The sequence below is a fragment of the Bradyrhizobium sp. USDA 223 genome (genome assembly GCF_044909005.1).
In the GTDB taxonomy this organism is placed as follows: domain Bacteria; phylum Pseudomonadota; class Alphaproteobacteria; order Rhizobiales; family Xanthobacteraceae; genus Bradyrhizobium; species Bradyrhizobium yuanmingense.
The window spans coordinates 5,121,839-5,146,273 of the sequence record NZ_JBIYDR010000001.1 but is presented as its reverse complement, the minus strand read 5'-3'; the positions used below and the strand labels follow the sequence as shown (position 1 = coordinate 5,146,273).

The following is a 24,435-nucleotide window of genomic DNA, read 5'->3' as shown; positions in this document are numbered from 1 at the left end:
GCAAAATCGCGCTTACCGCGCCGGCCTTATCTCCAAAGCGGGCATGGCACCGTTGCTCGCTGCAATGAGGACAGGCGTGGTCGAAACCGGAATCCAGGCACCGGACGCAGGTCTTGCGGCCGAGTCGCACGGCATCGCAAAGGTTGCGCCGTCCTGGTCGCCCTTGATCCGGACCTCGTAACGCCGCTCGGGAGTCTCGGACCACACCGCAACTCTGGCGCCGGACGTCGTCGTTGCATTGATCGACACGACGCCGGTGGCGAGCTCGCGTTTCTCGGCGCTCAGGCTGGAGCGGATGAAAGCCCAGGCGCCCTGAACCGCGCAGGCGACGGGCTTCGGCGAATTGTCGAAACGGTAGAGCCCGAAATTGTGCTCCAGGTCCGATGCGTCCTTTCCACTGTCCTTGAGTTCGTAGAACCACATTCCTTTGAGCCAGCGCGCCGCGGTCGATGCCCACAAGATGAGCTGTGCCGTATTGTCGGACTGGGCTTGTTCGCTGACGCCGCATTTATTGGTGGCAGCCGTGGTCCACCCGGTCTCGGTGACATAGATCGGAAAATCGGGGTTTCCGCTGGCCTGGCCGACCAGGCGGTGAAACGCCGTGAGCCGCTCTATGATTTCGGCCGAGGTGCGTTTGCTCGGGCCCATGCAGAAATTGTAGAGATGGATCGATGCGCCGTCCGCATATTGAAGAATGCCGGTCCGCAGCATCTTCTCGGTCCATGTCCAGCCCAGATCGTCGCCGAGCGCGCCCACCAAGAACGGCGCATTTGGCGCCACCCGCTTGACTACCGGCCGCGTGACCTCGGCAAGCGCCCGATAGTTTTCCGGCGAGAACGCAGGATCTTTCTTCGCCGCCAGGTTCCATTCGTTCCAGAGCTCGAACAGCGGATGCTGCGCCACCACCGATTGCGCCGCCGCCGCCGCATAATCGGCGAACCGCTGCCGCGCCTCGTCGGTCGTCGGTGGCGAGGAATTCGGAACGAGATGATGGCCGAAGGCGAGGATCAGGAGAGGGCGCGCGACGCCGGCCTTGACCTGCGCTTCGAGCCTGCCCAGTCGGGGTGTGAAGCCCATCCGGCGTCCCCCAACCTCGAACTCGGACCAGGGAAAATCATCGCGAAAGGAATTGAGACCGAGTTGCTTGATCTGGGCGACGTTTTCCGAAGGCACGTATCCGCGCGCGCTCACCGGGCCGCCCAGCCCCTGATGCGTGCCGACCCCGAGCAGGAATCGGGCATCGAGCGGTTGCGCCTGCTGTGCGCAGACCGAGACCGGAAGGAGAATGGATGCGATGAGGCTCGCGAGGCGGAGGCTGTCGCGAACCAAGGTGCGTGGGAGCGGTGCAGCCATCAGAAATTCTTGGAGAGATCCGACTGCAGCCCCGCCTTCGCTGCGACGGGCGTCTGGTCGTCCTGAAGCAGCTCGACATAGACCTGCTGCAATTGCGCATGCGTCTTCTCGACGTCATAGAGCTGCTTGAACCGGTCGTAGCCGCGCTGCCCCAGCACCTTGAGATCGAGATCGAGTGCGCGCCGGAAACCATCCACGAGCGGCTGGACCGCGACGGGTTCGCAAAGCACGCCGGTCACGCCATCGACGACGATCTCGGGCAAAGCTCCGCTACGGAACGCCAGGATGGGCTTGGCCGCCCGCATCGCTTCGAGCGCAACGAGGCCAAAGGCTTCCCAACGTGACGGAATCACGACGAGGTCGGCGGCCTCGAGCTGGGTCTCGATGGTCGGGCGGTCGAGCCAGCCCAACAGGGACACGTTGGACGGGACGGTCGGACCTTCGTACTTGTTGACGACGGAGGCGCCGATCATGCGGACGTCCAGCACATCCTCGAGCGCGCGTGCCGCTTCGATCAGCAGATCGAACCCCTTCTGCCGGTCCAGGCGTCCGATGAACAGCACCTTGACCTTCTTCGAGGTCCAGTCAGCCGCGACGGGCTGCGGCGTGCGGCTCTTCGAGATGCCGTTGTGGACCACGGTGAGGCGGTCGGCAGGAATTCCCGCGCGCACCGCCTCGCTATACTCGTCGCCGGAGATGCAGATGATTCGGTCCGAGGTGCGCGCAAGCAGGTTCTCCGCCGCCTTCGTCAGCTTATGACTGAAGCGGCCGGTCTCGCGCGAAAATGCCCAGCCGTGCGGACAATAGACGACGCGCGGTCCGCCCGAGCGGGCTGCGAGCGCGGGCCGGAGCACGAGCCCTGCAAAGGAAGAATGCAGGTGCACCACGTCCGGTCTGAAGGCATCCAGCGCTTGCATGCTGGCACGCAGCATCTGGAATAGGCCGGCGACGCTGCGGCCGGATCGTTCGAATGTTGTAATCTGGTTGTCATCGATCGCACCGAGGTCGCCCCGATGATCCGACGGTACAACATAGTGCACGTTCTCGGCACCGAAGCTGGCCTGCTGCTGAGGATGCAACTCGTTCAGATAGCTCGCGATCCCGCCACGGATCGTTTCGGCGATGTGCAGCACTTTCATCGTTTGCCTTGCGTAGGGCCGCGTTGGAGAGCCGGACATCTGTATCCCTGTTCTGTGTTCGCTAGTGCGAAACACAGTTCCTCGAATACGTAGCGATATTGGGGCAGCGATGTGGTGATGTTGCGCCAAGGCACTCGTGCTTGCGATCACCGCAAGAACGAAGAAAAAGAATCATGGAACCAGGCAAAGAGCTGCGAGTTGCAAACCGTTTGTGCAAGAACCGTTGCGCGCGATAGGCGAACCGCGCCTCGTTTCACGCAGCGCTGGCGACGTTCGCCGGCACTGCGAGGTGATCGAGCAACGTCTTCGCCGATTTCTTCCACGAATAGAGTGCAAGGCGATCCTGTTGCCGCCGGCGTTCCTGGTCCGAGATCGCGCCGATTGCCAATCTTTCGAGCATGAGCTGCTTCAGCGCATCGGCATCAGTGGCGTCAAAATACGCAGCCGCGTCGCCGCACGTCTCCACGACGGCGTCGGCCCTCGAGGCGATCACCGGGCAGCCGAAGATCATGGCTTCGAGCGGCGGCACGCCGAACCCCTCGTAGAGCGAGGGAAACACGAAGGCCGATGCGTGCGCATAGAGCGCGGCAATCTCGCTGTCGGTCAGACGGCCGGCCAGCACCAGGCCGGAAGCCCCTTCGCCCGAATTATCCTGAAAGACCTTGCTGTTATCGCCGCCGACAATGACCAGGGGAACGTCGGCCCGGTCGAGCAGCTGGATGGCGCGGATCGCGACGGACAGATTCTTGTTCTTGGTTTTCGAGCCCACGAAGAGGAAGAACTTCTGCGGCTGAACGCCAAGTCGGGCCAGGATGCTGGGATCGGGCTTCGTGGCTGCAAAGTGCTCGGCGCTGTTGGGGAAGACGGGAATGCGCGATGCCGAGAGATTCAGCACGTCCGCAAGCTCCTTGCGGGAAAATCCCGACACCGTTGCGATGCTTGCGTGCCGCGCGAGCATCCGGCCCATCGTGCGATGGACGGTCAGATAGCGCCAATTGAAGAAGTCGGGCCTGCGAAAGACCTGGGCGTCGTGAAGCACGACAATATGGTCGCGATGGAAGACAGGCCCGGAATTGGCCAGGCTGATCAAGCGGCCTCCGGCGGCAGCGCGGGCGAGATCGATTTGATCCCACGCGTGCCCATGCAACCGGCCGACAGCGCGAATCTTGATCCGGTCGAGATTAAGTTCCTCGCTTGCATCCGCGGGCTTCAACAATTGCCAGTCTGCGTTGCGCAGCGAGGCCGGAATCTGCTCCGACGCGAGCAGCACGTCGATTGCCTTGACCATTTCAGCGGCATAGCGCTGCACGCCCGTGAGCTTTTGCGACAGAAAGCGGCCGTTGATGAAGAATTTCAATTGAGGACCACGATGGTTCATGGAGTTCCGGCCGGGTTCGCGGGGAGCTCGCGGTGGAGGAGCCGCACGTGAGCAATCGTTAGGTACAGAAATATGACGCAGCCGGGCATGGCTCGGAGGCGCCGCCTGCATGGCCCGGCGTCGCCTTGCTGCGTGCCAGGCCGGGGTGTAGAGGTCGGCCATGACCGATGACACCCACTCCTTCCGCTGCGGCTCGCTCACCGCGACCGTCAAGGCGCACGGCGCCGAGCTCTGCTCGCTGAAGGGCGGCGGCACCGAATTCCTTTGGCAGTCGGGGCCGGAATGGCCGCGTCACGCGCCGCTGCTGTTTCCGATCGTCGGGCGCCTTGCCAACGACGAATTGCGGCATCAGGGCAAGACGTATCGGATGACGCAGCACGGCTTCGCCCGCGACAGCCGCTTTGCGTGGGCAGAACGCGGCGAGAGCCGTTGCACCCTGGTGCTCGAGGACAATGAGACGACGCGCGCGCTCTATCCGTTCCCGTTCCGGCTGACGGCGGCCTATGCTCTCGATGAGTCCGGCCTCGATCTGACGCTCACGATCGCCAACACCGGCAAGGAGACGTTGCCGGCCTCGCTCGGCGGTCATCCCGCCTTCAATTGGCCGCTGCAGCCCGGCGCGGCGAAGGAGAGCCATGCGCTGACTTTCGCGAGCGCCGAACCGTCTCCGGTCCGCCGTCTCGAAGGTGGATTGCTGCGGCCGGCAGCGGAGCCGAGCCCGGTCAAAGGCACCTCGCTTCCCTTGTCGGACTCCCTGTTCGTCGACGACGCCATCATCCTTGACCGCATCGAGAGCACTTCGGTCCGCTATGCCGCGGCGGGAGGTGCATCGACCGGGCCATGGCTGAAAATGTCCTGGCGCGGATTTCGCGAGCTCGGCGTCTGGTCGAAACCGTCAGGCGCGCCGTTCCTCTGCATCGAGCCCTGGCGCGGCTACGCAAGTCCCGCCGGCTTCCATGGCGAGTTCGCCGACAAGCCGGGACTGATGCACATCGCGCCGGGCGCTGAGGAAGAGTTATCCTACCGGATCGAGGTCGGATCGTCCTGACGCCGAACGGCTTCCGCACGCATGATTTGTTGCGGCGCGCGTGCTTCGATCTTCGATCATCCTCAGACCTCGATGCGCGTGAGATCCTCGCCGACCACGACGGGTCCTGCATAGTCCCGCCTGACGTCATCAAGCAATGCGTTCAGCATGGCATCGTCGGTGCGCGGACGGTGATGGGTCAGCGCGAGCTTCTTGACGCCGGCTTTGGCCGCGATCTTCCCGACGGTGTCGCCGCAGGCGATCGTATATTTCGCGAGCCGGCGCAAATGTTCGTTGTTGATCTCCGGCGTGGCGAGGAAGCAGCACTGCACCAGCAGGTCGGCTCCCTCGGCCAGCCGCTCGAGCCCGGGGCAGGGGACGGTGTCGCCGGAAATAGCAATGACCTTGCCTTCCGCTTCGAAGCGATAGCCGAGACACATCCAGCGCGCCAGAAAGGCCGGCGACATGTCGAGGCCGTCGCCATGCGAGACCAGTTCGGCACTGATCTTCCAGCGACCGGTGTCGACCACGGGGCCTGGAATGATGTCCGTTGCGGCGACGGGCTTCCAGCCGCCGAAGGTCGGCTCGCCCTGGTCGCGCCAGGCGATGTCCTTGTCGTAGACCTGCGTGACCAGCGTGTTGACGAGGCGTTCGGTCTCGGGCGGCCCGTAGACGCGCAACGCGTCCTTGCGCCCGTGCATCCACGAATTCAACATCACATCGTAGAGATCACCGATGTGATCGAAATGGTGATGGGTGAGGAAGACCGTGTTGATGGCGCCGAGCGGCACGCCCGCCTTGTGAAGCTGCACCATGACGCCACGACCGGCGTCGAACAGGATGTTCTCCTCGCCAAGCCTTATCAGCGTGGTCGTCGCCATGCGGCGCGGGTCCGGGCGCGGGCCGCCGGTGCCGAGCAGTATGACCTCCATGCGCCACCTCCGAGTGCAGGCTTTTGGAGGCACAGTAGATGCGAAGCTCACAGGGGAGCAAGCCGCAGGCGGCCGCTCGAAGTACGAGCTGATGTTCCGAATCGAGAGGCTGTCGGCGCGACGGTGCGCGGAATGAGAATTGTGGGCCAATTCATACTTAATGTGCCAAGAGCATGACCAATGTGACGCGGCGCGACACCGACGTCGACCGCATCCTCGGCCTCGAGGTCGCCGGCGACCATTACGTCACCAAGCCGATCAACCTGCGCGATCTGCTCGCGCGTGCGCGCAGCGTGCTGCGGCGCCGCTCGATCGACCGCAAGGCGGCGCGCAGCCACAATTCGATCGCGTTCGGCGACTGGATCATCGACCTGACCCGGCGCGAATTGCTTGGCAATGACGGCAGGCCGGTGGCGCTGACGCGCGCCGCATTCGACCTGCTGGCGGCGCTCGTCGGCGCCGACGGCAGGCCGCTCAGCCGCGACTATCTGATCGAGGTGGTCAGTAATCGCCAGGCCAGGTCGACATCCGCACCGTCGATGCGCTGGTGGCGCGGCTGCGCCGCAAGCTCGTCGGCAGCGGCACGCCCGTGATCGCGACCGTCACCGGCGTCGGCTACAAGCTCGCGCTCAGCGAGCGGCTGTAGCGCATGATCCGGAAAAGCGTGCAGCGGTTTTCCGGCAAGATCATGCTCAGACAATAGGACATCGCCGTCAGCGCGACGCGACGCGCTTCCAACGTGCTTCGATGCGCGCCTTGATCTGGCCGACCCTGGCCTCATGGGCGGCCCAATAGGCGCGGCTGGCGGCCGCGGTGCCTTGACGATAACGAGCATAGACCGCCTTGGGCTGCACCGGCATCTTCGGGCGGCTCGCCGGTTTCACGGGCGCCGCGGCCGCAACCGCAGCGGCAGCTGCAACCGTGGACGCCGGATCCGGAGCAGCCGCAGTTTCGCGTTCTCCCGGCATCGCGCTCATCGCGACAAGCCGGTTGCGGGCCCGGTTGCAATAGACCTGCGACCGCGCGGTCATCTCCTCTTCGCCATGACCCGCCCGGTATTTCATCAGGGCGCGGCAGAGATCCCCGCCCGAAAGCCGCCAGGCCTGGCTGAGATAGAGCACCCCGTAATGGATGTTGACGTCGGGTTCGGCCAGCTCCGCGCTGCTGCCGCGGAAGCCCAGCATCGCCGCGGTCTCGGGGCGCACCTGCATCAGGCCGATTTCGCCCGCGCTGCCGATGACCGCCGGGTTGTAGCCGCTTTCGACGAAGACGACCGCCTCGGCGATATCGGCCGGCAGATTGGTGTTCTTGGTTTCCCTCTCGATGATCTTCCGGATCGTGGCCCGCGACGACGGCGTTTCGCCGGCGCCGAGCTCGCTGCTGCCGTCGGCCGCATGTGCGCCGATCGGAGTCGACACGAGCAGGACGACCGCGACGTGCTTCCACGTCGCGCCGAGAATGAAGCGTGCCCGATCCCGCAGCATGGGCTTGTCATAGAGCGCCGGAGTTAACAAACCGGCCTCAGGCGTGTGTGCGTCACGGTCGCGCGCGGGCGCTCTGGTCGGTGGAACTGGCCTGCGACGGCTCCGCCAGCTGGTCATCGACCGCATAGAGCGTGCAGCTGGGCGACCATTTCATGCAGGCTGCCAGCGAGTCGCGCCGGGCCTCCTCGGTCGTCGCACGTCCAGCGCGCCAGCCGTAGCCGCCGTTCGGCGACACCGCAAAGGCCTTGTGCGGCAGCAGGCTGGCGAGATAGCGCGCGAACTCGGCCCGCGCGGCCTCGTTGAGCTGGCGTGGCGGCGGCAGCGGATCGGGCAGGCTCAACAGGTCATGGCCGAGCCCGCGCTCGCGCAGGAAGGCGTCGAGATACGGCGTCCATTGCGGCCGGCCCGCGACCGAATAGAGATAATGCCCGTCTTCGCCGTAAGCCGGTGCCCCCACGAAGCTCGCATTGCCGCCGCCGGCGCGAAACCCGTCATGAAGCCGGCGCGCGAGATCGGGACCGAAATAGGAATCGTTGCTGGCATAGACCCACAGCATGGGCACGCGCGAGGTCTTGCCGAAGGTGGCGAAGGCCTGCACCAGCCCATCCGGATTGCAGACATCCTCTGTCTCGCGCGAGCCGCGGCCGCCGGCAAAATTGATCGCGGCGACGAGGCCCGCCGGCGCCTGTGCGCTCAGCGCCACCGTTGCAAGGCCGCCTGCGGAATGGCCGGCCGCGATCATGCCCGATGTCGTCACGTCGGCCCGGTGCGCCATCGCATCGATCGCGGCGCGCAGATCGGCAACCGCGACGGCGGCCGCCGGCAGGTACGCGGCCCTTGCGCAACTGCCGACGCTGTCGACGCGCCCGCCCGGCGAGGTGCCGTAGCCGCGCCGCATCACCACCAGCGCCGCAAAGCCGCGCCGGGCGTATTCCAGCGCGATGCCATAATATCTGTGCGCCGACATGGTCGCGCGGTCCTCGAACTTGCGCGGCGAGCCGTGGCTGAGCAGCGCCAGCGGATAGCGCTTGGTCCCCACTGGTCGGACCAGAAAGGCCTCCAGCCCCTGCGGTCCGGCCTCCGCCATCGGGATGCGCAGGTCCTCGGTGTAGAACTCCGCGGCGCGCGCCGGTGCACCGGCCAGGGCGAGGCCGGCGATCAGCACGAGCAGCTTGCGCGAAGGGATCATGAGACGATTCGACGGGCGGTGCTGCCGAGCATAGCACGAAGGCCGCTCATCGGGACTGCAACGCCGCCAAGGAACGCCTTCCCGCTCGCGCGTGTTGTGCTCTTGGCGGGGGCTTGGCCGATGCTATGGTGTCCCGCACTCACGACAGGACGAGGGTATTCCAGTGGCTGATGTTCATCCCGCGGCGGGCAAGCAGGCCTCGCCGGACGCGCTCACCAATATTCCGCGGCTGGTGACGGCCTATTTCGCCGGCAAGCCGGATGCGTCCGATCCGGCACAGCGCGTGGCATTCGGCACGTCGGGCCATCGCGGCACCTCATTCAAGAACACCTTCAACGAAGGCCACATCCTCGCCACCACGCAGGCGATTTGTGATTACCGCAAGGAGAAGGGCCTGACCGGCCCGCTCTTCATCGGCATCGATACCCATGCGCTGGCCGAGCCGGCGCTTGCAAGCGCCATCGAGGTGTTCGCCGCCAACGGCGTCGAGGTCATGATCGACAAGGATGGCGGCTACACGCCGACGCCCGTCATCTCGCATGCGATCCTCACCTATAACAAAGGCCGCACCAGCGGCCTCGCCGACGGCGTCGTCATCACCCCCTCGCACAATCCCCCCGAGGATGGCGGCTACAAATACAATCCGCCTCATGGCGGCCCGGCCGATACGGACGTGACCGCTGCCGTCGAGAAGTGCGCCAACGCCTATCTCGCCGGCGAGCTCGAGGACGTGAAGCGCATCGACTATGCCAAGGCGCGCAAGGCCGCCAATGTCCACGCCTACGACTTCATCACGCCTTACGTCGCCGATCTCGGCAATGTCGTCGATCTCGACCTCGTCAAATCCGCCGGCGTCAAGATCGGCATCGATCCGCTCGGCGGCGCCGCCGTGCATTACTGGCATCCGATCATCGAGCGCTATGGCCTCAACGCAACGGTCGTGAACGAGGCGATCGACCCGACCTTCCGTTTCATGACGGTGGACTGGGACGGCAAGATCCGCATGGACTGCTCCTCGCCTTACGCGATGGCGAGCCTGATCGGCATGCGCGACCGCTTCGACGTCGCCTTTGCCAACGACACCGACGCCGACCGCCACGGCATCGTCACGCGCACCGGCGGGTTGATGAATCCGAACCATTACCTGGCGACCGCGATCTCCTACCTGTTCGCGCACCGTCCGGATTGGGGCAAGGATGCCGCGATCGGCAAGACCGTGGTGTCGAGCTCGATCATCGACCGCGTCGCCAAAAAGCTCGGCCGCAAGCTGGTGGAGACGCCGGTCGGCTTCAAATGGTTCGTCGACGGCCTCGTCACCGGCGGCTTCGGCTTCGGCGGCGAGGAGAGTGCAGGGGCCTCGTTCCTGCGCCGCGACGGCGCGGTGTGGACCACCGACAAGGACGGCGTCATCCTCGGCCTGCTCGCTGCCGAGATCATGGCCAAGACCGGCCGCGATCCCAGCCAGATCTTCAATGATCTCACCGCCGAGTTCGGCATGCCGCATTACGCCCGCATCGACGTTGCCGCCACCGGGCCGCAGAAGAACATCCTGAAGTCCCTCACGCCGGAGCAGCTCGGCCTCAAGGACCTCGCCGGCGATCCCGTTCGTGCGACGCTGAGCAAGGCGCCCGGCAACGGCCAGCCGTTCGGCGGCATCAAGGTCGAAACCGATTTCGGCTGGTTCGCGGCGCGCCCGTCCGGCACCGAGGACGTCTACAAGATCTACGCCGAAAGCTTCCGCAGCCCCGAGCACCTGAAACGGATCCAGGAGGACGCCCAGGCGGGCCTAGCCAAGGTGTTCGCGGCGTAAGTTGTTCCGAGAGGTCGCCGCTGTCCTACCCTCCCCTGGAGGGCCCTCCCTCCAGGGGAGGGTAAGCGGAGCCGGAGCCGGACGCGGTCATTCCCCCGCTATGTATACAATCACAAGGATAAAGGTATTGAGGTAGAGCTGATTCTATCTTGAACAATTCTATCCTTCAGCTATTGTATACATAACGTATTCATAAGCCGTGGGAGTGAGACATGACAAAACCCTTCCCCATGAACGCCTGGTACGCCGCGGCGTGGGACGCCGACGTCAAGGCGGCGCTGTTGCCGCGAACGATCTGCGGCAAGCATGTCGTGATGTATCGCAAGGCCGACGGCACGGTGACCGCGCTGGAGGACGCCTGCTGGCATCGCCTGGTGCCGCTGTCCAAGGGCCGGCTTGAAGGCGACACCGTCGTCTGCGGCTATCACGGTCTCAAGTACAATGCGCAGGGCCGCTGCACCTTCATGCCCTCGCAGGAGACCATTAATCCCTCGGCCTGCGTGCGTGCCTATCCCGTGGTCGAGCGTCACCGCTACGTCTGGCTCTGGATGGGCGATCCCGCGCTCGCCGATCCCGCGCTCGTCCCCGACATGCACTGGAATCACGATCCGGCCTGGGCCGGCGACGGCAAGACCATCCACGTCAAATGCGACTACCGCCTCGTGCTCGACAATCTCATGGACCTCACCCATGAGACCTTCGTGCACGGCTCCTCCATCGGTAACGACGCCGTCGCCGAGGCGCCGTTCGACGTCACCCACGGCGAGAAGACGGTAACGGTGACGCGCTGGATGCGGGGCATCGAGCCGCCGCCGTTCTGGGCCAAGCAGCTCGGCAAGCCCGGCCTCGTCGACCGCTGGCAGATCATCCGCTTCGAGGCGCCGTGCACCATCGCGATCGACGTCGGCGTCGCGCCGACGGGGACCGGTGCACCGGAAGGCGACCGCTCGCAAGGCGTCAACGGCTTCGTGCTCAACACCATCACGCCGGAGACCGAGAAGACCTGTCATTACTTCTGGTCTTTCGTCCGCAACTATCGTCTCGGTGAGCAGCGCCTCACCACCGAGATCCGCGAGGGCGTCTCCGGCATCTTCCGCGAGGACGAGCTGATCCTCGAAGCGCAGCAGCGCGCGATGGACGAAAACCCCGACCGCATCTTCTACAACCTCAACATCGACGCCGGCGCGATGTGGTCGCGCAAGCTGATCGACCGGATGGTGGCGAAGGAGAACGCCCCAAAGCACCTTCAGGCCGCGGAGTAGAACATGGCCGAGCGTGAGGTCGACCGCTCCATCTCGCAAACCGTGAAGGCGCAGCTCGCGCTGCGCGACCAGATCCTGTCGGGCGCCTTGCGGCCGGGCGAGCGCATCTCCGAGCTGCAGGCGGTGGAGACGACAGGCGCCTCGCGCACGCCGGTGCGCATGGCGCTGGTGCGGCTGGAGGAGGAGGGGCTGTTGGAGGCGATCCCCTCCGGCGGCTTCATGGTGAAGGCGTTTTCGGAGCGCGACATCTCCGATTCCATCGAGCTGCGCGGCACACTGGAAGGCCTGGCGGCGCGCTTTGCCGCCGAGCGCGGCGTCTCCGCGCGCGAGCTCGAGCCGCTGAAGGAGTGCCTTGCTGCGATCGACGAGCTGCTGGGGCAGGTGCCGATCTCGGTCGATGCCTTCTCGTCCTACGTCGCGCTGAATGCGCGCTTCCACGCCCAGCTCACGGAACTGTCGCGCAGCCCCCCGCTGATCCGGCAGATCGACCGCGCCTCGGCGCTGCCGTTTGCCTCGCCGAGCGGCTTCGTGATGGCGCAATCGGCGCTGCCGGAGGCGCAGCAGATCCTGATCATCGCCCAGGAGCACCATCGCGTCGTGATCGACGCCATCGAGAACCGCGAAGGCGCGCGCGCCGAGGCCGTCATGCGCGAGCATGCCCGGCTCGCGGTGCGAAACCTGCGGCTCGCGCTGCGCAACCGCACCCATCTCGACCTCTTGCCGGCGCTCGCGCTGCTCAAGACCGCAACCGATTGAGGGCAGTCACCATGCGCTTCATCGAGACCTGGACCCCGGCAACGCTCGTCACCACCCGCGATCTCACCCCGAACGTCCGCGAATTCCTGATCAAGCCGGATCAGTTCGAGGCCGCGGCCTATCCGGTCGGGAGCCACATCAATGTCAGCATCACCATCGACGGCCTGCCGGAGACGCGGTCCTATTCGCTGGTCGGTGAGGTCTCCTCGCACGGCCTCCGAATTGCTGTGCGCCGCGCCGAGGATTCCCGTGGCGGCTCCCGCTACATGTGGTCCTTGCAGCCGGGCGCGCGGCTCGACATCACCCAGCCCGCCTCGCTGCTCGCGGTCGATTGGACCCGCGACAATTATTGCCTGATTGCCGGCGGCATCGGCATCACCCCGATCCTCGGCGCCGCGCAGGCGCTGGCGCGGCGCGGGGCGGATGTCACGCTGCATTATGCCGTACGCTCGCGCCGCGAGGCCGCCTATCTCGACGATCTCGGCGCAATGCTTGGCGATCGTCTCGTGGTTCATGCCAGCGACGAGGGCAGCCGGCTCGATCTCGACGCGCTGTTCGCCTCATTACCGCAAGGCACGCTGACGCTCTTCTGCGGCCCGATGCGCATGCTCGACGCCGCACGCCATGCCTGGATCGGCGCCGGCCATCCGCTCCCCGATCTCCGCTACGAGACCTTCGGCTCCAGCGGTACGCTGCCGACCGAAACGTTCACGGTGCGCCTCAAGGACTCCGGTGTCGAGCTCGAGATCCCGCGCGAGCGCTCGATGCTCGACGTGCTCAATGCCAGCGGCTTTGAGGTGATATCCGATTGCAAGCGCGGCGAATGCGGCCTCTGCGCCATCGACGTGGTCGACGTCGACGGCGAGATCGACCATCGCGACGTCTTCTTCAGCGACCACGAGAAGAAGAGCAACCACAAGATCTGCACCTGCGTCTCGCGGGCACGGGGCACGATCACCGTGGATACGCTGCTAAGGGCGGATGCGGTCTAACCGCGGGGAGAAGACGTCATGCCCGGGCTTGTCCCGGGCATCCACGTTCTTTGTGCCGCGTGGAAGGGCGTGGATGGCCGGGTCAAGCCCGGCCATGACGCTTTGGGAGCGTCAGCATCCTCACACTGAGGGATCCTCAGGCCGCGTAAATCGCCCGGTACTTCTTCGTCTCCAGCAGCGCCATCACCCCGTCCGCGGCCACCGGCCGGCTGATCAGATAGCCCTGCACCTCGTCGCAACTGATCTGCCTGAGATATTCGAGCTGGTCGGCGGTCTCGACCCCCTCCGCAACGACCCCGATCCGCAAATCGCTCGCAAGCGAGATCACCGATTTCACGATGGCCGCGCAGTCCGGCTGCACCAGCATGTCGCGGATGAATGACTGGTCGATCTTGATGCGGCTGAACGGCAGCTTGCGCAGGTAAGTCAGCGAGGAGAAGCCGGTGCCGAAATCGTCGAGCGCGAGGGTGACACCGAGCTCCAGCAGCGCGTTCAGGACCGTCGCGGCCGAACCGTATTTCGCCAGCAGCATCGATTCCGTGATCTCGATCTCGAGCCGATGCGGGGTGATCCTGGCGTCGGCGAGCGCCTGCACGATGGTCTGGAGGATGGCCGTGTTGTGGAATTGCGCGGCCGAGAAATTCACGGCGACCCTGATCTCTTCCGGCCAATCCGCAACCGTCGCGCAGGCGCGGCGGATGACCCATTCGCCGATCTCGTGGATCAGCCCGGTCTCCTCGGCGACTGGTATGAATTCACTCGGCGGCACCAGCCCGCGCGAAGGATGCTGCCAGCGCAATAGCGCCTCGAAGCCGGTGATCCGGTTGGTGCCGAGATCGAGGAACGGCTGGAACACCAGGAACAGCTCGTTGCGCGCAATCGCGCCTGCGAGGTCCGCTTGCAGCGCCTTGCGCTCGCGGGACGATTTGTCGTCGGCCTGCTCAAAGAAGCACACCGTGCCCGGCCCCGCCTTCTTGGCGCGGTAGAGCGCGGCATCGGCATTCTTCATGAGGTCGAGCGGCGTGTTGCCGTCGCGTGGCGCCAGCACGATGCCGACGCTGGTCGCGCCGACCATCTGGCGGCCCTCGATCTGGAACGGCTCGCTGAACGCCGCGACGAAGCGTTCGGCGATCTCGAGCGCATCCTCGGGCCGTGTCAGATTGGCCATCACCAGCGCGAACTCGTCGCCGCCGATCCGCGCGACGTGCTCGGCGGCGCGCGTGCAGCGTTGCAGGCGGCTGGCGACCTGGACCAGGAATTCGTCGCCGGCGGGATGGCCGAACTGGTCGTTGACCTCCTTGAAGCGGTCGAGATCGAGCAGGAGCACCGCGAATTCCTCGCCCGATAGCGCCAGCCGCTTGAGCGCGGCATCGAGCGTTTCGTTGAAGGCGACGCGGTTGGGCAGGTGGGTCAGGGGATCGAGCCGCACCGTGCGCTCGGCCTCGATCTGCCGGATGACGCGCCGCGCGAACGAGAACGAATTGATGAACACGCCGCGCAAAAGGACGCTGCCGTAGATCACGACGAGAAAGGCGATGAGGAGAAAGGCGAGATCGCCGTTCCGGCCGAGGCAGATGGCGATGCCGAGGAAGATCGGCGCCGTGAAGGCGATCGCCGCGATCGGGATGGTCGCGAAGGCGAGCGCGCCGCCGGCCAGCATGCCCGCGCACAGGCAGGTAATGACGAGCTGGCCGCCGCTGGAAGCGTCGGCGAAGAAGGCGACCGGGACGATGCCCCAGGCGGCGCCGAGGATGAAGGCGTTGCGCACCAGCCGGTACATCGCGCGACGCGAGACGAATTGCGGCTTGGTGATGCGGCGCGCGACGTGGGATTGCAGGCCAAATCCGATCGCGGCGCTGGCGACAGCCGCCGCCCAGATCAGGGCGGGCATCCTGTCCGGCGACTGCCACAGCGCGATGGCGAGCACGATGGCGTTGCAGGCATTGGCCAGCATGATGCCGACCGAATAGCCGAGCACCAGCGACATCTGCTCGGCGCGGATATGCCCGGCCACGGCCTCGTCCGTTGCGGGACCGCCAAAGGCCGACAGATCGCCGGCGAACAGCCGTGCGACATAGTTGGTCGTTTGAGTCCGCATCCCAGAGCCTAGCACCAAGGGCCGTTCATTTCGGCTCGATCCGGAGAATTCGCCGCAAATCTTTGACGAACTATGAATTATCCCCGTTTGCCGCGCTGGCCGCGACCACTTCTGCGTGTTCTTCACGCAGTATCGATAACAAATCGATACAAATGCGTGACCGCCGTACAAGCAATCGTCTCAATCACAAGAAGACCGTCATGCCCGGGCTTGTCCCGCCTGCGCGGCCGAAGCCGCTTCGGCGAGGCGAAGGCCCGAGCATCCACGTTCTTCGTGCCGCGAAAGAGATCGTGGATGGCCGGGACAAGCCCGGCCATGACGACGTGGTGGCTCAATGCCCTAAACGCCTGCTCGAACAATCACCGCCCCAACTGCTTCGGATCGTAATAGAACCGCTCCTCGATCGGCTTTGCGCACCGCGCCGGATCGAGACGTTCCCTCGATCGCGTGATACGTTTCATAGACCGGCAGGCCACCGCGCGCCGCGTCGGCACTGCATGCATTTGAGTTCCGAGGGCCTGTCCATGAGCGAGCCTTCAGCCGACGTGTCGGCAACGGTCGAATATACGATGGACAAGTGGCGGATGGACCGGGTCCCCTGGGCCATGTGGGCCTGCGTCGCCGGCCTTGCGGTCGCGCTTCACGCGGAGAGCCGCGGCCAGAATGGAGCGGTTTTGGCCGTCGTCTATGTGGCTCTGCTCGGTGTGGCGTTCGCGGGCTATGCACTGACGAGCCTGATCGGACGGTCCGGCCTGCCATTGCTTCTTGAATTGTTGATCGGCGTCCTTGTCCTGTTCATCGTCTCCGGCGTGATTGGTGTGATCAGCGTGTTGGTCGGCGGACCAAGCGGCCGCTCCAGCTATGTCGGCGCCATGGGCAGTCTCTATTGGAGCCATCTCGTGAACCCGTCGCTGAATGTTTTCGGCTGGATGATGCTTTACCTTGGATTGGGATGGATCGCGTTCTCGTCCTACCGGCACTTCTATTCGGATCGGGCGGTCGTCTCCATGTCTGCCGCGGGCATCCACTTTCACAGGCCCTGGCTGAAGGGTCTCTTCATTCCCTGGCAGGAGGTGCGCGGGGTGGGCCATCTCGTCGTTCCCGGCATCTCAGGGGTGCCGTATGTCAGTCCATACGCTGCGGCCGTCACGGTCGGTCAGAACTTCTATGAACAGCATATCGCCGCGAAGCGCAGCTTCTTCTCGCCCCCCGGGGCCGAGGCCATGTTCCAGCCGAAAGGCGAGATGATGCAGGTGGTGCTGAGCAGCGCCGACATGGTGGTCAAGCCGGAAGATTTTCTCGGGCCTGCCGAGGCGCGGTGGAAGGCATTTCGGGATCAAGCGGCGTCGCCATCCCAACGCGGGGGCACCGTCTTCTACGGACGCTGGTCGATCGATGGCTCTCGGTGGCAGGCCGTTCAGTTTCTTGCGCCTCTCGTCGGCCTGGCCGTGGTCGTGCTGTACCGATAGGGGAATTCCTGCTCAGCGGCCGAGTTGCTTCGGATCGTAGAAGAAGCGCTCCTCGACGATCTCATTGCCTTGCCAGGTCTGCCACGCGATCTCCTCCAGTGTCCGCGTCACGCCATCGGCGCCCGTGAAGGAGAACTTCCAGCGGCTGGCGACGACGTCGCCATCGATCAGGCTCGGGCCGAGGCGCACGGCAGTGACCTCCTTGAACGCCGCCAGCACGCCGCGCTCCTTGTCCGCGAGCTTGTCGCGCCCGACCACCGGCGCGGCGAGGTTCTCATAGGTTGCTGCGTCCGGAGTGTAATAGTCGAGGATCGCGCCGACGAAATCCCCATCCTCCAGCCGTTTCGCAAAGGCTTCGACGATCTCACGGCTCGGCATGGCGACCTCACAATTAAAACCGACTGATAGTCTGTAATTACCGACCGATAGTCGAAATGTCAACTGGCCGGCTGGTTCGAATTCGGTTAGAGCATCAACGGGTCAGGTCGAGGTGCGTCCGCGAAGGCGGTCGGGCTCCCTCCCCCGCTCGCGGGGGAGGGCTGGGGAGAGGGTGTCTCCGCAAAGGGACAATCCCCAAGAGGCAACAGCCCTCACCCGGCGCTTCGCGCCGACCTCTCCCGCAAGCGGCAGAGGTTGAGCAAGCCCGCGGCCCGACCTGTGCTGGACAGGAAGAGTACATGGCCAAACAGGCGGAGCGGCGGGCGGCAACATCGGAAGCGATCCTGGCGGCGGCGCGGCGCCTGTTCGGGACGCACGGCTTTGCCGCCACCACCATGGACGACATTGCCGAAGGCGCTTCGGTCGCCAAGGGCGCGGTCTATCATCACTTCAAGACCAAGGAGGCGGTGTTCGCAGCCGTGTTCGACCAGGTCTCGCGCGACCTCGTTGCCGAGATCGACCGCACGGCGCGCACTGAAAAGGACGTGCTCGCCGCCATGGTCGCCGGCACCCAGCACTATTTTGCGGCCACCGCGAAGGGTCCGACCGGCCAGATCATTTTGCGTGACGGCCCGGCCGTGCTCGGCTGGGAGCGCTGGCGCGAGATAGACGCACAACATTTTGGCGGCAAGCTGCCGCGTGCGCTCTCCGCAGCGATGGAGGCTGGCCTGATCGCGCGCCAGCCGGTCGAGCCGCTGGCCCGGCTGCTGCTCGGCGCGGTGACCGAGGCCGCGGTCGCCTGCGCCGGACGCGTCGATGTCGCAAAGGCCGGCGCGGAATATGCCCGTGCGTTCAAGTCGCTGGTCGAGGCGCTGCGCGTCAGGGCTTGATTGTGCTACTCACGAGCTCGAAACGCCCACGCCAACAAGAAGAACAGTAGCGCATGAACGCAACTTCCTCTCTCACACCCACCGATCCCGAATTCGACTACATCATCGTCGGCGCCGGCTCTGCCGGCTGCGTGCTCGCCAACAGGCTCTCGGCGAACGGCAAGCACAGCGTGCTGCTGCTCGAGGCCGGCCCGAAGGATTCCAACATCTGGATTCACGTCCCGCTCGGCTATGGCAAGCTGTTCAAGGAGAAGAGCGTCAACTGGATGTACCAGACCGAACCGGAGCCCGAGCTGAAGGGCCGCCAGGTGTTCCAGCCGCGCGGAAAAACGCTGGGCGGATCGAGCTCGATCAACGGCCTGCTCTATGTCCGCGGCCAGCACGAGGACTACGACCGCTGGCGCCAGCTCGGCAACACCGGCTGGGGCTATGACGACGTGCTGCCCTATTTCAAGAAGGCCGAGAATCAGTCGCGCGGCGCCGATCAGTATCACGGCACGGGCGGGCCGCTCCCGGTGTCCAACATGATTGTGACCGATCCGTTGTCGAAGGCCTTCATCGACGCCGCCGTCGAGAGCGGTCTGCCCTACAATCCTGATTTCAACGGCGCGACGCAGGAAGGCGTCGGCCTGTTTCAGACCACGACGCGCAACGGCCGGCGCGCCTCGACGTCGGTCGCCTATCTCGGGCCTGCCAAGTCCCGCAGTAATCTCAAGATCGAGACCTCTGCGCACGCCCAACGCATCCTGTTCGAGGGGCGCCGCGCCGTCGGCGTCGAATACCGGCAAGGCGCAGCTTTGCGCCGCGCGCGTGCACGGCGGGAAGTCGTCGTGTCGAGCGGCGCCTACAACTCGCCGCAGCTGCTTCAGCTCTCAGGCGTCGGGCCCGGCGATCTCCTGCGCAAGCATGACATCGAGGTGGTGCTCGATGCTGCCGGCGTGGGCCATGATCTGCAGGATCACATGCAGGTCCGCATCGTCATGCGCTGCTCGCAGAAGATCACGCTCAACGACACCATCAATCATCCGCTCCGCCGCACCATGGCCGGCGCACGCTATGCGCTGTTTCGCAAGGGATGGCTGACGATCGCAGCCGGCACGGCGGGCGCCTTCTTCAAGACCAGTCCGCGTCTCGCCTCGCCCGACATCCAGGTGCACTTCCTGCCGTTCTCGACCGACAAGATGGGCGAGAAGCTGCACGCCTTCTCCGGATTCACCGCCTCGGTGTGCCAGCTCCGGCCCGAGAGCCGCGGCACCCTGCGCATCAAGAGCGCAGACCCGACCGTGCCGCCGGAGATCCGCATCAACTACATGTCGACCGAGACCGATCGCACCACCAATGTCGAGGGCATCAAGATCTTGCGCAAGATCCTGAACGCGCCGGCGCTGAAGCCTTTCGTGATCAGTGAGTACGACCCCGGCGAAAAGGTATCCTCGGATGCCGAGATCCTGGATTATTGCCGCGAGCGCGGCAGCACCATCTACCATCCGACCTCGACCTGTCGTATGGGCAACGACGCGCTCGCGGTGGTCGACCAGCGGCTGAAGGTGAGGGGACTCGAAGCCTTGCGTGTCGTCGATGGCTCGGTCATGCCGGACCTCGTATCGGGGAACACCAATGCGCCGATCATCATGATCGCCGAAAAGGCCTCCGACATGATATTGGAGGATGCGCGTTAAATTCGCGCTTTGAAAGGATTTGGACTTGGCTACGCGACTGAGGATCGGCACACGCAAGAGCGCCATGGCGCTGGCACAGACGGAAGAGATTGCGCGCCGCCTGACCGCCGCCGTGCCCGGTCTCGACATCGAGATCGTCAAGTTCGATACCACGGGCGATCTCGACCAGACCAGCAAGCTGCTGCCGCATGGCGGCAAAGGCGGCGCCTTCGTGGCGCAGATCCGCGCCGCGGTGCTGTCGGGTGAGCTCCAGGCGGCGATGCATTCGTTGAAGGACATGCCGGGCAACGAGGACACGCCCGGCCTCGTCATCGGCGCCACGCTGTCGCGCGATCCGCCTGGTGATGCGCTGGTGCTGCGCGAGGGTGTGACGCTGGAGGCGCTACGGCAGTCCCGCGGCAAGGGTTTCAAGATCGGCACCAACGCGGTGCGCCGCGCAGCCTATGTGCGGCGGCTGTTCCCCGATGTCGAGGTGATCCACTTCCGTGGCGCCGCCGACACGCGTGTGCGCAAGCTCGACAACGGCGAGAAGCAGCGCCTGCCGGATGGCGGCGCTGTAGGGCCCGCGGATGCGCTGATCATGGCGCGCTCGGGCCTCGACCGCGTCGGCCTGTCCCATCGCATCGCCTACGAATTCACAGCAGTGGAGATGTTGCCGGCGGCAGGGCAGGGCATCGTCGCGGTCGAATGCGCCGCGCAGGATTGGCAGACGCGACAGATCCTGTCGTCGATCGACAACGCCGCTGCGCACGCCTCCGCCGACGCCGAGCGCGAGGTGCTGTGGGTGCTCAACGGCCACTGCAATTCACCGGTGGCGGGCTTCTCGACCATCACGGGCGATCAGATGTCGCTCACCGCCTCGGTGCTCGATCTCTCCGGCAACACCATCGTCGAAGCCTCGCGCACCGGGCCGGCCAACCGTCCGCGGGAGCTCGGCCGCGCGGTGGGATTGGACCTGTTGGCGAAGGGTGCGGCGGAGATCATCGAGCGCAGCCGGCCGCGGTAAGCATGCCGAAATCACGATCTCTGATGATGTCATTTTGCACGTGTTTTGCCCGACAAGTCAAAACGCACAGGCGAGTCACGCCAGTCCAAGCTTTTCAATGACTTGGCTACTGTGCATGGGGTTGTTTTTCGACTCTTGCCGCGCGAAGCGGCGAAACAAATCACCCCCGCACGCGCCTGATCATCTGCTCGACATGGGCGATCGGCGTCTCCGGCTGGATGCCGTGGCCGAGGTTGAAGATCAGCCGCCCGGCAGCAAAATTGGCCAGCACGTTGTCGACCGCGCCATCGAGCGCGGCGCCGCCCGTGATCAGCACCAGTGGATCGAGATTGCCCTGCACCGCGACCTTGCTCTGCACCCGCTCGCGAATGAAGTCAGGCTCCGCGGTCCAGTCGATGCTGACGGCGTTGACGCCGGTGGCTTCGACGTAACCGGGGAGCTGCGCGCCGGCCCCGCGCGGGAAGCCGATGATCTTCGCGTCCGGCACCTTGGCCCTGACGCCCTCCACGATACGCCGCGTCGGCTCGACCGACCAGCGCGCGAACTCGGTCGGCGGCAGCACGCCGGCCCAGGTGTCGAAGATCTGCAACGCGTCGGCCCCGGCGTCGAGCTGTGCCAGCAGATATTGAATAGAGTTGTCGACCAGGACGTCGATGATCTCTGAGAAAGCTTCCGGATGGCGGTAGGCCATCATCCGGGCCGGCGCCTGGTCCGGCGTGCCGTGGCCCGCGACCATGTAAGTCGCCACCGTCCACGGTGCGCCGCAGAAGCCGATCAGCGCGGTCCTGGGATCGAGCGCGCCGCGCACGATCTTCAGCGCCTCGAACACCGGCTCTAGCTTGCCGAAATCGGCGCGCGTCGCCAGCGTCGCCACCTTGGCCGGATCGTCCAGCGGCTCGAGCCGCGGGCCCTCGCCGGCCTCGAACCGCACCGAACGTCCAAGCGCATAGGGGATCACCAGGATGTCGGAGAAGATGATCGCCGCATCGAAACCGAACCTCCGGATCGGCTGCAGCGTCACCTCGGCGGAAAGCTCCGGGTTGAAGCAGAGATCGAGGAAGCCGCCCGCCTTGGCGCGCACCTCGCGATATTCCGGCAGGTAGCGCCCGGCCTGGCGCATCATCCACATGGGCGGGATGGCTTGGCGCTGGCCAGAGAGGACGTCGATGAAGGGTTTCGTCGAAGGCTGGGGCACGAATGGTCCTGAAAAAGGTTGTGCCTCCTGATACACCGCTGCGGCCCTCAGCGGAACAGTGGAACCAGCGCAATCGGGCCGCGTTGACCAGCCAATGGAGGAGATCATGGCTGAGACATTCAACCCCGCGCCGCACGATAAGCACGCCGAAGACCTGCGCGAGGCGCTCGCTGCCGATCGGCAGTCCAAGCTCGACGACGGGCTGAGGGACACGTTCCCAGCGTCCGATCCCGTGAGCGCGGCGCAGCCGACGCCCTCGAAGGCCGACGCCGATGCCGAGCATCCTTCGCTCTGGGCCAAGGTCAAGGCCATCTTCAGCTAGCGGCGGCGGGCGCCGGATTCCGATCGGCCCGCTAATGTCTTGTTAGCGATGCGCCGATCGCCGCGTCCGTAAGACTACTGGAAAGGGCGGAAACCGCCGCGTAGTCCGGTAGCGATTTCAGAATTAAATAACACAAGCGGCAGAGGTTTCCGAGCGATCGGAGGACCCTGCCGCATGAGTGCTACCCAACGAGCCGGATGGAGCCGCCTGCCGCTGCGCGCGGCGGCTTTCGTCGCGCTGACCTGCGCGACCATCCTCGGCGTCAGCGGTTGGCGTGAATGGACGGCTCGCGATGCGGTGCTTAAGGACGCCGAGATGGAGATGGCGAACGTTGCCCGTTCGCTGACCCAGCATGCCGAAGACAGCCTCGATCTCCTGGATTCCGGTGTCGTCGGCGTGGTCAGCCGGTTGGAGATGGATGGCACCGCCCCGGTCACGATCGCGAAGCTGCGCACCTTGCTGGATGTGCGCAAGAAGGCGATCGCGCGCATTCACAGCCTCGCCATCATCGATGATCGGGGCAACTGGCTGACCTCACCCGGTACGATTGGCACGACCTTCAGCGACGATGCCTTCTTCCGATATCACCAGCTCTCGCCGAAGCGCGAGGCCCATGTCGGCCGTCCGGTGAAGAGCCTGCTGGACGGCGAATGGGTCGTCACCCTGTCACGCCGCTTCAGCAAGCAGGACGGCAGCTTCGGCGGCGTGGTGCTCGCGACCATCAGCTCGAACTATCTGTCGCATTTCTACAAGCAGTTCGAAATCGGCCGCAACAGCTCCGTGTCACTGGCGCATGGCGACGGACTGATCGTCGCGCGCAATCCCAGCAACGAGACGTTCGTCGGGCGTAGTGTCGCCGACAAGCCGTTGTTCCGCGAGCCGAGCCTGCAACGGCCGAGCGGCGCTTATCATTTCACCTCGCCGCTGGACGGTGCCGAACGCGTCAGCTTCTTCAATCGCAGCAGTCGATTCCCGCTCCTCCTGCTCGCCACCGTCGACAAGGACGAGCTGCTCGCGCCGTGGCGCGCGGCGGCGATCTCCCGCATGCTCTACGTGTTCGCGCTGGTGATGCTGATCGCAGTCATCGGCGGCGTCCTGGTGCGGCAGTTGCAGCGCGGCCAGCGCATGGCCGTCGCGCTGACCGAGACGGAGGCGCATTTCCGCCTGCTCGCCGAAGGCTCCAGCGACATGGTGACGCGGATCGGCCTCGATGAGCGGCTGCGTTATGTCTCGCCCTCGTCAGTCCGTGTCGTCGGCTGGCGTCCAAATCAGTTGATCGGCACGCCTGCCCTCGCGGGTATCAATCCGGAAGACCTGCCGGAGGTCCAGGCGATCGTCGACGCGATGAAGCGCGGTGAGAAGGAGGAGGCGCGTCTCACCTACCGCAACTCGCATCGGCAGAACGGCGAAATCTGGCTCGAATCGACCATGCGGGTGACACGCAAGGACGATGGCCGCGTCGACGGTGTGGTTGCGATCTCCCGCGACATCACCGAGCACAAGAGGCTGGAAACCAGGCTCGAGACGCTGGCGATCGAGGACAGTCTCACCGGCCTCGCCAATCGCCGTCGTTTCGACGAACGCCTGAAGGAGGAATGGGCGCGCGCCTATCGCGACCGCTCCAGCCTTGCTCTGCTGATGATCGACGTCGACCACTTCAAGGCCTACAACGATGAATACGGCCATCCCGCGGGCGATGCCTGCCTGCGCCTGATCGCCAAGATCATCGCGGCCGAAGCGCAGCGCGCCGGCGATCTGGCGGCGCGTTACGGCGGTGAGGAATTCGCCATGCTGATGCCGAACATCGATGCCGCCGGCTGCGCCCGCGTCGGCGAACGGATCCGCATCGCCATTCACGAGGCCGGCCTCGCCCATAGCAGCAATCAGGCGGCTGGATGCGTCACTGCCTCGCTTGGCGGCGCAGCCTGCCGACCGGCGTTCGAACGAACCGCGGGGGTCGCTGCGCTGGTCGAAGCTGCCGACCGGGCGCTCTATGCCGCCAAGGCCGCAGGCCGCAACCGCCTGGTAATGTCCGGCGAGGTCATGGACCTGCTGCCCAAGGCGTCCGGCCAGTAA

21 protein-coding genes and 1 pseudogene are annotated in these 24,435 nt (G+C 65.3%); 12 read left to right on the top strand and 10 right to left on the bottom strand.

What is annotated here, in order from left to right:
* Positions 1 to 12: 12 nt before the first annotated feature.
* From ABIA40_RS23935 to ABIA40_RS23925, 3 genes are all read right to left on the bottom strand, one after another.
* Entirely contained in the window at positions 13 to 1,353 is a 1,341-nt protein-coding gene (locus ABIA40_RS23935) for a hypothetical protein (RefSeq protein ID WP_271538481.1), read from the bottom strand.
* Positions 1,353 to 2,492, bottom strand: a complete 1,140-nt coding sequence (locus tag ABIA40_RS23930; protein WP_404543474.1) for a glycosyltransferase — start codon at positions 2,490 to 2,492, stop codon at positions 1,353 to 1,355. The genes ABIA40_RS23935 and ABIA40_RS23930 overlap by 1 nt, the downstream gene beginning before the upstream one ends.
* A gap of 253 nt (positions 2,493 to 2,745) precedes the next feature.
* The gene (locus tag ABIA40_RS23925; RefSeq protein WP_404546335.1) at positions 2,746 to 3,849 is read right to left on the bottom strand and encodes a glycosyltransferase family 4 protein; all 1,104 of its coding nucleotides are present in this window, start codon (positions 3,847 to 3,849) and stop codon (positions 2,746 to 2,748) included.
* A gap of 181 nt (positions 3,850 to 4,030) precedes the next feature.
* Between ABIA40_RS23925 and ABIA40_RS23920 the strand changes: the two genes are divergently transcribed.
* Positions 4,031 to 4,918, top strand: a complete 888-nt coding sequence (locus tag ABIA40_RS23920) for an aldose 1-epimerase family protein (RefSeq protein ID WP_404543472.1) — start codon at positions 4,031 to 4,033, stop codon at positions 4,916 to 4,918.
* Positions 4,919 to 4,980: 62 nt separating this feature from the next.
* Here ABIA40_RS23920 and ABIA40_RS23915 read toward each other — a convergent pair whose 3' ends face one another.
* Entirely contained in the window at positions 4,981 to 5,829 is an 849-nt protein-coding gene (locus ABIA40_RS23915; RefSeq protein ID WP_404543470.1) for an MBL fold metallo-hydrolase, read from the bottom strand.
* Positions 5,830 to 6,011: 182 nt separating this feature from the next.
* Here ABIA40_RS23915 and ABIA40_RS23910 point away from each other — a divergent pair.
* Positions 6,012 to 6,475, top strand: a pseudogene (locus ABIA40_RS23910) (winged helix-turn-helix domain-containing protein); the annotation flags it as partial.
* Between the two features lie 67 nt (positions 6,476 to 6,542).
* On the opposite strand, the gene ABIA40_RS23905 reads toward ABIA40_RS23910, so the two are convergent.
* Both ABIA40_RS23905 and ABIA40_RS23900 read right to left on the bottom strand, forming a co-directional pair.
* The gene (locus ABIA40_RS23905) at positions 6,543 to 7,313 is read right to left on the bottom strand and encodes a transglycosylase SLT domain-containing protein (protein ID WP_404543469.1); all 771 of its coding nucleotides are present in this window, start codon (positions 7,311 to 7,313) and stop codon (positions 6,543 to 6,545) included.
* A 52-nt stretch (positions 7,314 to 7,365) separates the two neighbouring features.
* Complete coding sequence (locus ABIA40_RS23900; RefSeq protein ID WP_404543467.1) at positions 7,366 to 8,502, bottom strand: alpha/beta hydrolase family protein; 1,137 nt, start codon at positions 8,500 to 8,502, stop codon at positions 7,366 to 7,368.
* 163 nt (positions 8,503 to 8,665) lie between these two features.
* Here ABIA40_RS23900 and pgm point away from each other — a divergent pair, with 163 nt between their 5' ends.
* The 4 genes from pgm to ABIA40_RS23880 all read left to right on the top strand — a co-directional run bounded on the left by pgm (position 8,666) and on the right by ABIA40_RS23880 (position 13,322).
* The gene (gene pgm, locus ABIA40_RS23895; RefSeq protein ID WP_271538467.1) at positions 8,666 to 10,312 is read left to right on the top strand and encodes a phosphoglucomutase (alpha-D-glucose-1,6-bisphosphate-dependent); all 1,647 of its coding nucleotides are present in this window, start codon (positions 8,666 to 8,668) and stop codon (positions 10,310 to 10,312) included.
* A gap of 212 nt (positions 10,313 to 10,524) precedes the next feature.
* Entirely contained in the window at positions 10,525 to 11,574 is a 1,050-nt protein-coding gene (locus ABIA40_RS23890; RefSeq protein WP_271538465.1) for an aromatic ring-hydroxylating dioxygenase subunit alpha, read from the top strand.
* A 3-nt stretch (positions 11,575 to 11,577) separates the two neighbouring features.
* The gene (locus ABIA40_RS23885) at positions 11,578 to 12,330 is read left to right on the top strand and encodes a GntR family transcriptional regulator (protein WP_271538464.1); all 753 of its coding nucleotides are present in this window, start codon (positions 11,578 to 11,580) and stop codon (positions 12,328 to 12,330) included.
* 11 nt (positions 12,331 to 12,341) lie between these two features.
* Positions 12,342 to 13,322 (top strand): PDR/VanB family oxidoreductase, encoded by a 981-nt coding sequence (locus ABIA40_RS23880; RefSeq protein ID WP_128262965.1) that lies wholly within the window; start codon positions 12,342 to 12,344, stop codon positions 13,320 to 13,322.
* A 136-nt stretch (positions 13,323 to 13,458) separates the two neighbouring features.
* Here ABIA40_RS23880 and ABIA40_RS23875 read toward each other — a convergent pair whose 3' ends face one another.
* Entirely contained in the window at positions 13,459 to 15,420 is a 1,962-nt protein-coding gene (locus ABIA40_RS23875) for a putative bifunctional diguanylate cyclase/phosphodiesterase (protein ID WP_404543466.1), read from the bottom strand.
* Between the two features lie 122 nt (positions 15,421 to 15,542).
* Positions 15,543 to 15,779 (bottom strand): hypothetical protein, encoded by a 237-nt coding sequence (locus ABIA40_RS23870; protein WP_404543465.1) that lies wholly within the window; start codon positions 15,777 to 15,779, stop codon positions 15,543 to 15,545.
* 165 nt (positions 15,780 to 15,944) lie between these two features.
* Between ABIA40_RS23870 and ABIA40_RS23865 the strand changes: the two genes are divergently transcribed.
* Positions 15,945 to 16,889, top strand: a complete 945-nt coding sequence (locus tag ABIA40_RS23865) for a hypothetical protein (RefSeq protein ID WP_404543463.1) — start codon at positions 15,945 to 15,947, stop codon at positions 16,887 to 16,889.
* Positions 16,890 to 16,901: 12 nt separating this feature from the next.
* Here the strand turns inward: ABIA40_RS23865 and ABIA40_RS23860 are convergent, their stop codons facing one another.
* Positions 16,902 to 17,267 carry a nuclear transport factor 2 family protein gene (locus ABIA40_RS23860; protein ID WP_404543462.1) on the bottom strand — a complete coding sequence of 122 codons (366 nt, stop codon included), beginning with the start codon at positions 17,265 to 17,267 and terminating at the stop codon, positions 16,902 to 16,904.
* A 299-nt stretch (positions 17,268 to 17,566) separates the two neighbouring features.
* Here ABIA40_RS23860 and ABIA40_RS23855 point away from each other — a divergent pair, with 299 nt between their 5' ends.
* The 3 genes from ABIA40_RS23855 to hemC are packed head-to-tail and all read left to right on the top strand — an operon-like array spanning position 17,567 to position 20,842.
* Positions 17,567 to 18,157 (top strand): TetR/AcrR family transcriptional regulator, encoded by a 591-nt coding sequence (locus ABIA40_RS23855; protein ID WP_275508323.1) that lies wholly within the window; start codon positions 17,567 to 17,569, stop codon positions 18,155 to 18,157.
* A 53-nt stretch (positions 18,158 to 18,210) separates the two neighbouring features.
* Positions 18,211 to 19,836: a GMC family oxidoreductase gene (locus ABIA40_RS23850; protein WP_404543460.1), complete on the top strand. Its 1,626-nt coding sequence runs from the start codon at positions 18,211 to 18,213 to the stop codon at positions 19,834 to 19,836.
* A gap of 25 nt (positions 19,837 to 19,861) precedes the next feature.
* Positions 19,862 to 20,842, top strand: a complete 981-nt coding sequence (gene hemC / locus ABIA40_RS23845) for a hydroxymethylbilane synthase (protein ID WP_404543458.1) — start codon at positions 19,862 to 19,864, stop codon at positions 20,840 to 20,842.
* Between the two features lie 160 nt (positions 20,843 to 21,002).
* Here hemC and hemE read toward each other — a convergent pair whose 3' ends face one another.
* The gene (gene hemE / locus ABIA40_RS23840; protein ID WP_404543456.1) at positions 21,003 to 22,037 is read right to left on the bottom strand and encodes a uroporphyrinogen decarboxylase; all 1,035 of its coding nucleotides are present in this window, start codon (positions 22,035 to 22,037) and stop codon (positions 21,003 to 21,005) included.
* A 106-nt stretch (positions 22,038 to 22,143) separates the two neighbouring features.
* Here hemE and ABIA40_RS23835 point away from each other — a divergent pair, with 106 nt between their 5' ends.
* Both ABIA40_RS23835 and ABIA40_RS23830 read left to right on the top strand, forming a co-directional pair.
* On the top strand, positions 22,144 to 22,359 hold the full coding sequence (locus ABIA40_RS23835) for a hypothetical protein (RefSeq protein WP_036035323.1): 216 nt from the start codon (positions 22,144 to 22,146) through the stop codon (positions 22,357 to 22,359).
* A gap of 174 nt (positions 22,360 to 22,533) precedes the next feature.
* Complete coding sequence (locus ABIA40_RS23830; protein WP_404543455.1) at positions 22,534 to 24,435, top strand: diguanylate cyclase; 1,902 nt, start codon at positions 22,534 to 22,536, stop codon at positions 24,433 to 24,435.